This is a genomic window from Desulfovibrionales bacterium, assembly GCA_028715605.1.
Lineage (GTDB): Bacteria > Desulfobacterota > QYQD01 > QYQD01 > QYQD01 > QYQD01.
This window is the reverse complement of the sequence record JAQURM010000008.1, coordinates 53,476-66,304: the sequence shown is the minus strand read 5'-3', so window position 1 is coordinate 66,304 and position 12,829 is coordinate 53,476. Positions and strand designations below refer to the sequence as shown.

10 protein-coding genes are annotated in these 12,829 nt (G+C 50.7%); 8 read left to right on the top strand and 2 right to left on the bottom strand.

From position 1 onward, the window contains the following. The first annotated feature begins 229 nt into the window (after positions 1 to 229). Together PHT49_09025 and PHT49_09020 are read left to right on the top strand one after the other, a co-directional pair. Positions 230 to 664 carry a universal stress protein gene (locus PHT49_09025; GenBank protein MDD5452021.1) on the top strand — a complete coding sequence of 145 codons (435 nt, stop codon included), beginning with the start codon at positions 230 to 232 and terminating at the stop codon, positions 662 to 664. 333 nt (positions 665 to 997) lie between these two features. Continuing rightward, on the top strand, positions 998 to 3,685 hold the full coding sequence (locus tag PHT49_09020; protein MDD5452020.1) for a PEP/pyruvate-binding domain-containing protein: 2,688 nt from the start codon (positions 998 to 1,000) through the stop codon (positions 3,683 to 3,685). A 77-nt stretch (positions 3,686 to 3,762) separates the two neighbouring features. On the opposite strand, the gene PHT49_09015 is transcribed toward PHT49_09020, so the two are convergent. Both PHT49_09015 and PHT49_09010 read right to left on the bottom strand, forming a co-directional pair. Continuing rightward, on the bottom strand, positions 3,763 to 4,617 hold the full coding sequence (locus PHT49_09015; protein MDD5452019.1) for a universal stress protein: 855 nt from the start codon (positions 4,615 to 4,617) through the stop codon (positions 3,763 to 3,765). Between the two features lie 72 nt (positions 4,618 to 4,689). Beyond that, entirely contained in the window at positions 4,690 to 5,565 is an 876-nt protein-coding gene (locus PHT49_09010; protein MDD5452018.1) for a universal stress protein, read from the bottom strand. A 332-nt stretch (positions 5,566 to 5,897) separates the two neighbouring features. On the opposite strand from PHT49_09010, the gene PHT49_09005 reads away from it, so the two are divergent. The 6 genes from PHT49_09005 to cdaA all read left to right on the top strand — a co-directional run bounded on the left by PHT49_09005 (position 5,898) and on the right by cdaA (position 12,816). Continuing rightward, the gene (locus PHT49_09005) at positions 5,898 to 6,848 is read left to right on the top strand and encodes a sulfite exporter TauE/SafE family protein (protein MDD5452017.1); all 951 of its coding nucleotides are present in this window, start codon (positions 5,898 to 5,900) and stop codon (positions 6,846 to 6,848) included. Positions 6,849 to 6,873: 25 nt separating this feature from the next. Next, positions 6,874 to 7,302 carry a DUF1634 domain-containing protein gene (locus tag PHT49_09000; GenBank protein MDD5452016.1) on the top strand — a complete coding sequence of 143 codons (429 nt, stop codon included), beginning with the start codon at positions 6,874 to 6,876 and terminating at the stop codon, positions 7,300 to 7,302. Between the two features lie 145 nt (positions 7,303 to 7,447). Beyond that, on the top strand, positions 7,448 to 8,863 hold the full coding sequence (gene tilS, locus PHT49_08995; GenBank protein MDD5452015.1) for a tRNA lysidine(34) synthetase TilS: 1,416 nt from the start codon (positions 7,448 to 7,450) through the stop codon (positions 8,861 to 8,863). 288 nt (positions 8,864 to 9,151) lie between these two features. Beyond that, positions 9,152 to 10,963: an ATP-dependent zinc metalloprotease FtsH gene (gene ftsH / locus PHT49_08990; GenBank protein MDD5452014.1), complete on the top strand. Its 1,812-nt coding sequence runs from the start codon at positions 9,152 to 9,154 to the stop codon at positions 10,961 to 10,963. Between the two features lie 77 nt (positions 10,964 to 11,040). Continuing rightward, positions 11,041 to 11,979 (top strand): dihydropteroate synthase, encoded by a 939-nt coding sequence (gene folP, locus PHT49_08985; GenBank protein ID MDD5452013.1) that lies wholly within the window; start codon positions 11,041 to 11,043, stop codon positions 11,977 to 11,979. Between the two features lie 36 nt (positions 11,980 to 12,015). Further along, positions 12,016 to 12,816 (top strand): diadenylate cyclase CdaA, encoded by an 801-nt coding sequence (cdaA, locus tag PHT49_08980; protein ID MDD5452012.1) that lies wholly within the window; start codon positions 12,016 to 12,018, stop codon positions 12,814 to 12,816. Positions 12,817 to 12,829: the final 13 nt, after the last annotated feature.

The following is a 12,829-nucleotide window of genomic DNA, read 5'->3' as shown; positions in this document are numbered from 1 at the left end:
AAGGTAAAGGAATCAAAAGAAAAAGACAGAGCAATGAAAAAAGAAATAGTTTTATGGCACTTCCGGAACCTGTACACTCTCCAGGGCTGTGATTAAGCCATGTTATAGGGACAAACAAGAACATTGGAGAAGCCAGGGAGGAACCAGATGCTGTCTTACCCTGATGATATCTCTGTGTTCTCTGTGGCAAGATTCTTGACAGTACTACAATCTAAGACAGGAGGTAAACATGAAGATATTAGTGCCGATCGACGGTTCCAAATATGCCATGGAGGCGGTCAAGATGGTCTCCGATATGGCCAGGGCCACAGGCGCTCAGGTAGCCCTTATGACCGTAACGCCTTCTATTGCCGATATAGATATTGAATATACGGCCCGTGAACGGGAGTCCCTTGAGAAAAAAGTTACTGCCTATGCAGAAAGGGCGTTAGAAGAGGCTCAGAAGGTTCTCTCAGCGGCTGGTATAAGCCCGAAGACTTCAGTGGTTTCATCAAATTCGGTGTCTGATGCCATCATTACCACCGCCAAGAAAGGTAGGTTTGACATTATTGCCATAGGCAGCCGTGGGTTAGGGGCCACGGCTCGGATCATCCTGGGAGGTGTGGCCTCACGAGTGGTAAACCATGCCCCCTGCTCGGTGCTGGTGGTAAGGATGGAAAAATAGGCAAGGCATCCAGTGGGATATCCACATGAAAAAGGGTCTCTATCACTAGAGGCCCTTTTTTGTGTGAGGTCCATATCCGCGCAAGATACCGTTGATGCGTACACCGGGGCTGGTCTTTTAACTTACAGCCCCTTTCCGGTTGACGTTTTGTGCTGTATAATTCATTATAAAACAAAGGGCCTGTGAACATGCATAGCGCGAGCGCGTTCCCCGCTGTTTGCAGCGGGGTTAGCGAGCGAATACGATGTATTTTACCTTGCATATGGAGATTCCCCGTCCGCCGCAAGGCGGGCTGGGGGGAGCTTTAATTTTTAGAGATATGAGGTAATCGCTTTGGCTTTCTGGGAATCAATAAAAAGGCTTTTTTCAAAAGAAGAACCCCAACAACGTCTGAGCGCAGCGGAGGAAGCGGACTTATATGCCGCCTTTAAGCTTCGTTATTGGCACTTTACGACCCTGCTGGGTTCTAATAATAAAGTCCTTGAAATAATGGCCGACATGGAAAAGATGCTGCACGGTAAGCGCAGTTTCGGCATGGACTTTGTCAGGGCAAACTGTACTGCTATCTCTGTGAACCTATATAAGATGATAAAGGGTATCAATGAACTGGGGGGAGGCAAATACTGGCGGCTTTTTGAGGCTGCAAAGGACGTGTTCGGTAAGATCGACACCGCGCTGGCCGAACGAAAGGTCCTGGCTGGAGGAGCATTCGTTATTCCCCTTGACCACGTTGATGAAACCATGGCCGGGCAGGTGGGAAGCAAGATGGCAAACCTCGGCTCCATTGCCAAAGTGTCCGGTGTACGGGTACCGGAAGGGTTCACTGTTACGGTCGCCGCCTATGAGAGATTTATAATCTACAATAAGCTACAAGATGAAATTAACCGTTGGATCAGTTCCGTAGATCTCTCGGATATCGAGAAACTGGAGAAGGAAGCCTCCAGGATTCGCGCCGCCATTCTTCAGGCCCCGCTTCCTCCTGAACTTGAAGAGGCCATCAAGGCTGCCTACCGGCAGCTTGAGGGAAAAACAACACCAGGGGTCAAAGTTGCTGCCAGAAGCAGCGCCCTCGGTGAAGACCAACAGAAGGCTACCTTTGCCGGCCAGTACCGGTCGATCCTAAATGTTGACGGTACAAACCTTGTCAACGCCTATAAGGAAGTGGTTGCCAGTAAATATTCCCTCTCAGCTATTGCCTACCGACTGAATATGGGTTTCCGTGATGAGGATATTGCCATGTGTGTGGGCGTTGTGGCCATGGTCGATCCGGTAGCCAGCGGGGTGGCGTATTCAAGAGATCCAGAGGACTTCCGCAAAGACCAGATAATCATCAATGCCACCTGGGGACTGGCCAAGGCAGTGGTTGACGGTACGACCTCCCCCGATCTTTTCGTGCTGTCGCATACCAAGCCTGTAAAAATACTGGCTAAAACTATTCGCCCAAAGGGGATAAAATTAGTTCCGGCTGCCGGAGGCGGACTTGGTGCGGTCGAAGTCCCGGAAAAAGAACGTGAGGTTCCCTCTGTTACGGATGAGCAGGCACTTTTTCTGGCTGAGATCTGTTCGCGCCTGGAGGCCCATTTCGGCGGAGCACAGGATGTGGAATGGTCCATCACAGGCGACGGTTCTGTAGTGATACTCCAATGTCGTCCTTTAATCCGCCTGAAGTCGTCCATGGAACGAAGGAAGCCCGTTATACCGAGTGAGGAGAAAGGACCTGAGCCACTACTGTACGGTGATATCACGGCTAGTCCAGGGGTGGCTGCAGGTCCGGCGTTTTTGCTACAACATGAGGATGACATGGCGCACTTTCCTGATGGTGCGGTTATGGTTACCAAATTTGCTTATCCGCGTTGGGCCGCAATACTGCACAAGGCCGCGGCAGTAGTGGCTGAACAGGGCGGCGTCGCCGGACATCTGGCCACCGTTTCCCGGGAATTTGGCGTCCCGGCGTTGGTTGGAGTGCCTGCGGCCGCCACTAAGATAAAAAATGGCGATCTGATTACTGTGGATGCGGATAACGGCAGGATTTATTCCGGGCGGATCGAATCGCTCTTGGGCGTGCGACCCGAAAGGCTGAGTCTCATGAAGGGAAGTCCGATATACAAGACCCTCGAACAGGTTCTCACCAATATCACGCCCCTCAACCTGACCGATCCCGATTCGGTAGATTTTACCCCGTCAAAATGCCGAACGGTGCACGACATTACTCGTTTCATTCACGAGGTATCGGTCCGGGAAATGTTTGAATCCGGCGATCAATATCATCTTTCGCGGAGAGCAAGTAAGAGATTGGTCTGCGGCGTGCCGATGCAATGGTGGGTGGTCGATCTCGAGGATGGCTTCAACGTCCCAGTCGAGGGAAAGAGAGTTTCAATTGATAACATCGCTTCAATCCCTATGCTCGCCCTGTGGGAGGGGATTACCGCCATACCCTGGAAGGGACCGGCCGTGGACACCAAGGGCATGGTATCCGTTATGTTCGAAGCCACCATGCGCCCGGAGATAGGTCCAGATACGGGGGCAAACTTTGCCGAACGGAATTACTTCATGATCTCCCGGCATTTCTGTAATCTCAGCTCAAAGCTCGGGTTTCACTTTTCCACGGTGGAGGCCTTTGTTGGAGATATACCGGGAGAAAATTACGCGAGTTTTATGTTCAAGGGGGGAGCGGCCGACGTGACACGTCGCCACCGCCGCGTTGCCTTTATCGGTGAGATACTCAGTAGATTTGACTTCCGGGTTGAGGCAAAAGAGGACGTAGTCTCTGCCCGCCTGGAAGGGTGCGATCAGGAATTCCTCAAAGAGCGTTTGAAAGTTCTGGGCTACCTCGTCTTGCATACCCGGCAGATGGATATGATTATGTCCAATGAGGCCCTTGTCAACTATTATCTGAAAAAAATGCTCGATGACATATATTCGTTCGTGAAGATAGAACGAAAGGAAGAGAATACGGCCCCTATTCTAGGGCTGAAAGTTAACGAACATAAGGGACCAGAGTTTGAAGAATTAAGTTCCTGACAAGGAGTTGGGAGACGCCATAATGAAAGATGCTTCCCGACTGTCGCTCCCAACTCCCTAATTGCCCCTGAGTAGAATTATTGCTTTACTACCAGGATGGGACAAGGCGCTTGTTCGATAACCTGTTGGGCAGTGCTCCCCATGACCGCATGGGTAATGCCAGCACTTCCGTGACTCCCGATAACAATCAGATCGCTCTTCCCCTCTTTTGCTACACGCGCAATTTCATCAGCGGGGTACCCTTCGTCGATCACTATGCCGGTTACGGATAGCCCGTACTCTTTAGCGATCTGTTCTGCTTTCGTCATAATTGCCTTAGATTCCACGGAAAATACCTCGCTGAGGCCGGTCTTGGTGGCCAGGTCAACCTGATCACCGTACACCGGAACGACATTCAGGATGGTAACCTTGGAACCCAGTTTTTTGGCGAGGCGACAGGCCGCGTGAATGGCATGGTTGCTGGACTCTGATCCGTCTGTGGGGACGAGAAGTGATTTGTATTCACCACGTTTGGGCTCTCCCTTGGCCACCAGGACACTGCATCCCACATGGCCGATTACGTTTGCAGTTAAACTTCCCATGAAAATCTTTTTCAGACCGGCCCGGCCACGCGTCCCCATCACGACCAGATCTGTCCCGAGTTCCTTGACTTTTTCACTGAAACGCACATGTGCTTCCCCAACAGACACAGACTCGGTAGCCTTTACACCGTCCCTGGCAGCCCGAGCGACCAGCTCGTCTATGGTTTTTTTCATTTTGGCCCTGAGTTTGTCAGTCAGTCCTGGGGCCGTAGTTTCAAACTCTTCGTTCACATCCACCACCGCTGCTATATCGAGCGAACTCCCGAAGCGTTTAGCTATCGCTACTGCCTCTTCGATTGCCAGGCGGTCCTGTTCCACTCCGTTACTGGCCAAAAGAATCTTTTCCCACATGAATTATACCTCCTGTACTCTAAAACTCCTTAAATTTATGATGTTAACATATCATGGTTAGCTATAGGACGGTTATACACTTCCCGGAATTACCAGCACTGCACAGGATGCATGGCCGATTACTCTTTTGGTGACGCTTCCCATTAATAGTTTGGTCAGTCCGGTCCGGCCGTATCTGCCCATTATAATAATATCAACCTGTTTCTCCCTGGCCAGATCCGCTATAACCTCATAGGGCTCGCCTTCACGGACTATTCCTTCGGCTTGGATATTGGATTTGGCGGCGCCCTTTACGACCCTTTCAACGATTTTTTCTGCTTCACTCGTGTATTTTGTAGGTCTCTGGCCTTTAACTACACACACTGCACTAAGTTTGCTGTCGCAGGCTGCGGCAATACTTATGGCCTCCTTCACGGCCGCTTCAGCATATATTGAACCATCCGTGGCCACGAGTATATTTTTCAGACCAACCGATCCTCGAAGAGGAATGACCATTACCGGACACGGTGCATGGCCAATGACGCGAGCGGCTACACTACCCATAAGTAGTTTTTTAAGTCCGGTTCTTCCATGTGTCCCTATGACTATAAGGTCGGCTTTTTTTCTCTTTGCTTCACTAACAATGAACTCATAAGGCTGCTCACCCTCATGAATAACGGTCTCACACGTTATGCCCTTTTGGGAAACACGTTCTTTTGTTTCCTCCAGTAACGTCCTGGAATCCCTTTCCATCTTTTCTACGGCTTCAGGGGCCAGAGACATAAACTCGGGGTTGAGTTCCACGACGTTTAAGACATAAAGGCTGCTTCCACACTTTCCAGCTATATTCACTGCCCCATCCAAGGCCTTCTCACTATACCTTGACCCATCTGTGGCCACGAGTATTTTTTCGTGTCTGCTCAAAGGGCATAGCTTACAGGTGGTGGCGATAGTCTCCTTGCTTTTCATAGCCGAAATACCCCCCCTCTAACCATAATAGTCTATCTCAGTCTATGCTTATAGACAACGTCAGTCATTAGTCACCGATCATTGGTTAACTGTGGAAGATTGCTCTCTTTTATCAGTGACAAATGACTATTAACTAACGACATTCACTATAATTACGCCGGATAATATACGCCGGAAAAGCCCTGATCTGTTCCGGCAGATATAAAAAGACTTTTCAATATTGCGTTTAAAAAGTCAACAAAAAAGTGACAGATGTCAAATCATACTTGACATTGAAGAACAATTCATTTATAAAACGACGCATTGTAATTTTACAACACTGGAGATGCAAAATGAAACGATACTTGTTTCCAATTGCCATTTTTTTACTCGTCTTTCTTTGGATAAGCCCGGCGCTGGCTGCGGTTGATCCGGCCGCGGCGGCGGATGCCGGCGGGCCATGGTGGCAGTGGCCGATTATACTTTTTGTGGTCACCTTTGTCATGGGGATTGTCGCTGTTTTGGGCGGTGTGGGCGGCGGGGTATTGTTCGTCCCGATCATCAGCGGATTTTTCCCCTTTCACCTTGATTTCGTGCGCGGGTGTGGTTTACTGGTGGCCCTTTCCGGGGCCCTGGCTGCCGGGCCCGGTCTCCTCAAGAGGAACATGGCCAGTCTGCGTCTGGCTATACCGGTGGCGGTAATCGCCTCGGCCTGTGCCATAGTGGGAGCCATGCTGGGTCTGGCCCTTCCCACGAATGTCGTCCAGACCGCATTGGGGGCAACGATTCTTGGTATTTGTGTTATCATGCTCACCGCCAAGAAATCTGAATTTCCCGAGGTCAAGAAACCCGATGCCCTGTCCACCGCTTTACACATCACAGGCATATATCGCGAGGAAAGCACCGGTAAGGATATCGAGTGGCGTGTACACCGGACGCCTCTGGGACTGGCAACCTTTATCATCATTGGCGTCATGGCCGGTATGTTTGGTCTGGGTGCCGGCTGGGCGAATGTGCCGGTGCTCAACCTCATGATGGGCGCTCCGCTTAAGATCAGCGTGGCTACGAGCAAATTCCTCTTATCCATCACCGACACCTCGGCCGCGTGGATTTATTTGAATAAAGGCTGTGTCATACCGATGATGGTAGTTCCGAGTTTGATCGGCATCATGCTGGGATCTTTGATCGGGGTTAAGATCCTGGCCAAGGCAAAGCCCACCTTTATCCGCTGGATGGTTATCGGCATTCTGGCCTTTGCCGGACTCAAGGCCCTGACCAAGGGATTAGGGATAACACTTTTTTAATGAGATATTAAGGAGGCGACGTCTAATGGCAACCAATGCGATAAAGAAACCGGGAGCAGCCGAGGAACAAGTTCTATATGCCAGTGTCCTTGAAAAGGGCATGCTCGCAGGGCTGGGAATCCTGGTTATAACCTTCGTTGTGTACGTCTTGGGTATCCTTGAACCATGTATACCGGTAGAAGACTTAAGTCGATATTGGTCTATGAATGTCCATGATTACCTTCAGGCGGCCAATATTACCCCTGGCTGGTGGTGGGCCTCCCAACTGGGTAAGGGTGATTTTTTAAACTTCATCGGCATAGTCCTGCTGGCCGGTGTAACGATCATCTGTTATGCCGCTATCATCCCCACCTTGTTGCGGAAAAAGGACATTGTTTATGCCGTGCTGGCCCTACTTGAGGTCATTGTCCTGTCTGCCGCCGCATCAGGTTTAATTGCGACTGGCGGACATTAATGGCACAACGTTGAAACAATGGTTCTAAAAAGCCGGCATGTCTTGCCGGCTTTTTAGTTTTCCAACAGTCATATTCGCTTATGGACCCATCCGCAGAGAATCCTCTTCTTGTCAGCATTGGGCAAAAAGATTATATTTAGCCTAAGTGAAAGAGAAACAAGTACCCTTAATATCCATATTTCGGAAGACGGTGGCCCGATGCGGCATGTTTCGTGCCGGGGATAACGTGGTGGCGGCAGTCTCCGGCGGCCCGGATTCGGTGGCCCTGCTCCATCTCCTGTGCGAACTGAGAGAGACCAGTCCACTCAACCTTTCCATTGCCCATTTTGATCATGGCCTCCGCGGGAGAGAATCTGCAGAAGATGCCATTTTTGTCGGAAACCTGGCCGAGGAACTCGGCCTGCCTTTTCGTATGGGCCAGGGCAATGCCCTTGCCTTAAAAGAGAAAGAAGGACTTTCTCTGGAAGAGGCCTGCCGCGAACTTCGTTATAAGTTTTTGCGGGAAGCAGCGGAGAAGACAGGGGCCCGGAGGGTAGCCCTCGGACATACGGCCGATGACCAGGCCGAGGAATTTTTATTGCGATTGATCCGGGGGGCCGGGGCCAGGGGGCTATCCGGCATGCCCTTTATCCGGGAAGGGATTTTTATCAGGCCTTTGCTCGAGGCCTCGCGAGCCGATATTTTATCTTATCTAACGGCCAATAAATTTTCTTTTCGGATCGATAGTTCAAACGAGGTGCGGGGTTTCCTGCGAAATCGTATCCGGCACGATTTATTGCCCATGCTGGAAACCAATTTTAATCCGCGCATCCGTAGAATCTTGCTCCAGACTGCTTCCATACTGCGGGAGGATGAGACCCTGCTGGCGAGTATGGCTGAGGAGGCTTGGACAGGCCTCGCTAAATTGGAAGAAGGACCGGAGGGACGGGTGATAGCGCTGGATTTGAGGCGTTATCATGAGATCCCAGGGCCGGTTCAGATGAGGGTCATGCAAAAGGGCCTTGAATTAAGCGGGACAAGATTGAAGGACATCGGGTTCAGGCATCTGGAATCTATTCAATCCCTGGCCATGAAAGACGGCCCTTATAGGAGGATTTCTCTGCCCGGCGAAGTAACAGTAGAGAGGATTTATCAGGAGTTGAGATTTAGCCGGAAGAGGATCGATAAGATGCCAAAAGATTTTTTATATGAGATAAACGGCGTGGGCCGGTATTTTTTGCCGGAGATCGGACAATCTGTCTCTTTTGAAGTAGTGGGTGGGGTAGGGCCTTCTCTCCATGAAACTTCGCACCCCGCCTCTTGTTTTGATTATGGGCGGATCTTTTTTCCCATGGTAGTGCGTAATTTTCGGCCGGGCGACCGGTTTTATCCGGACGGCATGGGCGGCAGTCAAAAGGTCAAGGACTATTTTATTAACAAAAAAATACCACGGCCTCTCAGGTCAAAAATACCCATAATTGAGCAAGGCGGTCAGATTGTGGGGATACCTGGATGGCGGGTTGACGAACGGTTTAAAGTTACCGAAAAGACAGAACAGATACTCAGGGTTTCACTAGACTAAGGTGCCTGTTTAGCCACAAAGGCACCAAGACATAAAGAATGAGTGTGACATTAAGAGAATTATTCTATAATCTTAGTGCCTTGGTGGCTTAAGGGCACGAAGGCATATGTTTTGCTTGCAAAAAATGGCATTTTCCCTTAGTTTAAAGGTGAAATTCTTTTTTGGACGCAGATGAACGCAGATTGTTAGGATTTTTAAATTTAAGAAGATAATTTTCTGCGGGTATCGGTCCGCCTCAGGCGGACGTCCCTATTAAATCTTACTGAGAAGCAGAGCAGGGAGGATTTTTTGAATACGTTTTATAAGAATTTATCCCTTTGGCTGGTTATCGGCCTGGTAATGATCCTTTTGTTTCAATTCTTCAATCGTCCGGGAGAGGAGAGCGGTGAGGTAACCTATAGCGACTTTCTGGATAAGGTGGAAAAGGGGGAGGTGTCGCGGGTAACGGTGCAGGGAGAGCGCATCCATGGGCAGTATGTTAATGGCCGGGCCTTCAAGACGTACGCCCCAAAGGATGTTGACCTGGTTAAAATTCTGCGGCAGGCTAGCGTCAAAATAGCGGTAAAACCGGCGGAAGAATCGCCATGGTATTGGACACTTATTATCTCATGGCTGCCCATGCTGCTTCTCATAGGGGTCTGGATATTTTTTATGCGTCAGATGCAGGCCGGGGGCGGCAAGGCCCTTTCTTTTGGCAAGAGCCGGGCCAGACTCCTTTCCGGCCAGACTGTCAAGACAACATTTGCCGATGTAGCGGGTATAGATGAGGCCAAGGAGGAGCTGGCCGAGATTATCGATTTTTTGAAAGATCCCAAAAGGTTCACGCGTCTCGGAGGACGGATTCCCAAGGGTGTGCTCCTCATGGGAGCGCCGGGGACGGGGAAGACCTTACTGGCTAAGGCCATAGCCGGAGAAGCCGGAGTGCCTTTTTTCAGTATAAGCGGTTCTGATTTTGTGGAAATGTTTGTAGGTGTGGGCGCCTCCAGAGTACGAGACCTCTTTGTGCAGGGGAAGAAAAACGCCCCGTGCATTATTTTCATCGATGAAATCGATGCGGTGGGCCGCCACCGGGGCGCCGGACTGGGAGGAGGCCATGATGAAAGGGAACAGACCCTCAATCAGCTTCTCGTAGAGATGGACGGGTTTGAGTCGAACGAGGGGGTTATTATCGTCGCCGCCACCAACAGGCCGGATGTCCTTGACCCGGCCTTACTCAGGCCCGGCCGGTTTGACAGGCAGATAGTCGTACCCACGCCTGATATCCGCGGCCGTGAAGGTATTTTGAGAGTGCATTCGCGAAATATGCCCATGGATAGTGATGTGGATTTGAGCGTCCTGGCGCGGGGCACGCCCGGCTTCAGCGGAGCGGATCTGGAAAACATGGTTAATGAGGCAGCCTTACTCGCAGCCCGGAAGAATAAGGAAAAACTCCAGATGTCTGATTTTGAGGAGGCCAAGGACAAGGTCATGATGGGCACGGAGAGGCGTAGTATGATCATCACTGAGGAAGAAAAACGCATAACCGCCTTTCATGAAGCCGGCCATGCCCTGGTAGCTAAACTCCTGCCTGGGGCTGATCCCATCCATAAAGTAACCATCATTCCCCGCGGCAGGGCACTGGGTCTTACCCAACAACTACCTATTGATGAGAGGCATACCTATCAAAAGGACTATCTGATTAATAATCTCGTCATTCTCCTGGGAGGACGGGCGGCCGAGGAGCTTGTTTTAAAACAGTTTACTACCGGAGCCGGCAATGATATCGAACGGGCTACCGAATTGGCACGTAAGATGGTTTGTAACTGGGGTATGAGCGAAGATATGGGGCCGCTGTCTTTTGGCAAGAAGGAAGAGCACATTTTTTTGGGTAAGGAAATAGCTCAGCACAAGGATTATAGCGAGGCAACAGCGGTTCGGATTGATGAGGAGATTAAGCGGCTGGTAACGGAAAGTTATCAACGCGCCAAAGACATTATCCATGAGAATATCCAGTCCCTGCATAAGCTGGCCGGCTCCTTATTGGAGCGGGAGTCTCTGGATGCAGGAGACATCGACAAAATTTTAGGGTTAAACGGAAGAAGAGAGCCAACAGCAGCTTAACGCCAGATCCGCCTGGTAAGGGACCTTCCTTACATTTATTGAGTTAAAGTTTCCGGTATTTCTTTAAGACGGTCATCATGAATGAAGAGGGTTTGACATTGGTCTGCAAGGGCAGGGTGCTGTCCTTTGGTGTAAAGACCTATGTAATGGGCATACTTAATGTCACGCCGGATTCATTTTCTGACGGCGGACGCTATACGGCGCCGGATGCGGCCCTTAAGCACGCGGAAGATATGATCGGGGCCGGGGTGGACATCATTGACGTAGGCGGAGAATCCACCCGTCCTTTTGCGCAGCCTGTCTCCGTCCGGGAAGAACTGTGCCGGGTGGTGCCTGTGATAGAGGCTATCCGAAGACGATGGGATGTCCTGCTCTCTATAGATACTTATAAGGCCGAAGTAGCCGGTGCAGCCGTTTCTGCCGGCGCGGACATAGTCAACGATGTTACGGCGCTGCGTTATGACCCGGCCATGGTTGATGTGCTTCTCAAACATCAGGTCCCGGCCATCCTTATGCACATGCAGGGAATGCCGCAAGACATGCAGGTAAGGCCTTATTATGACGATGTGGTGGGGGAAGTAATGGCTTTTTTGCGTGAACGCCTGGCCTGGGCCGGGAAAATGGGGCTGGATAGAGATAGATTTATTCTCGATCCCGGCATCGGCTTTGGCAAGGACGCGGATCACAACTTAATGCTTCTTCGGTCTATCTTTGCTTTTCAGGAACTGGGGCGGCCCATCCTGATCGGGCCGTCACGCAAGAGTTTTATAGGCAAGATATTGGATATCGACGTTGGGGAAAGGGATGGGGCTACGCAGGCCGTAACGGCTGTGGGTGTCTGGGAGGGCGCGCATATAGTGCGGGTACATGATGTGCGTTCTGCCGTACACACGGTCCGCATAGTAGAAGCCATCAGAAAGGGCAGCGTTCAGCATACAGCAGTTCCGTCTCCGGCGGATCGACAGTCAGCAGACAGAAGACAGGAGTCAGGAGACAGAAGTGGTGATGAGTGCTGAGTACTGAGCAATGAGCGCTGGAAAGCACGCAGGAAAATGATTGAATATTTGACTACATTGCGCTGGCAGGATGTCCTGGATATCTTGCTGGTAGCCTTTATTATCTATGAGATAATCCTTTTTATTCGCGGTACCCGGGCCGTGCAGATGGTGGCCGGCCTGGCTATTCTGGTCGTTTTCTATTTCATGGCGCGCGAGGTGGGACTGCAAACCCTGCACTGGCTGCTCGGCACCTTTTTAAGCTCCTTTTTTCTTTTAGTGGTCATCATTTTTCAGGATGACATTCGCCGGGCCTTAATGCAGGTTGGCCGTACCCCGTTTCTAAAGGCAGATACAGCCACGCTGCAAATTTTGGAAGAGGTGGTCCGGTCGGCTGTATCGCTGTCGAATAAGGGAATTGGTGGATTAATAGCTATCGAGAGGGAGGCCGGCCTGAAGGATTACCTGGAGTCCGGTGTACCTATCGATGCCCGGGTCAGCCGGGAGATACTCTTGAGTATCTTTTATCCGACCTCACCCATACATGATGGAGCAGTCATCATTCGTAATGGCCGCATCTCGCATGCGGGGTGTTTTTTGCCTCTTTCCACCAACCCTTTTTTGAGCAAAAAACTGGGTACGCGCCACCGGGCTGCAGTTGGCCTGACCGAGCATACCGATGCGGTGGTAGTAGTGGTCTCAGAGGAGACCGGGACTATCTCTGCGGCTATTGACAGCAAAATAACACGCGATCTCGACGCTGCGACCTTAAGAAATATGCTTCAGGGTATCTGGAGAGAGGAAAAGGACGGCAGGCAGTGGTGGAAGAAACTCATGGGTACAAAGATTAAAAAATGAGTAATAGTGCACC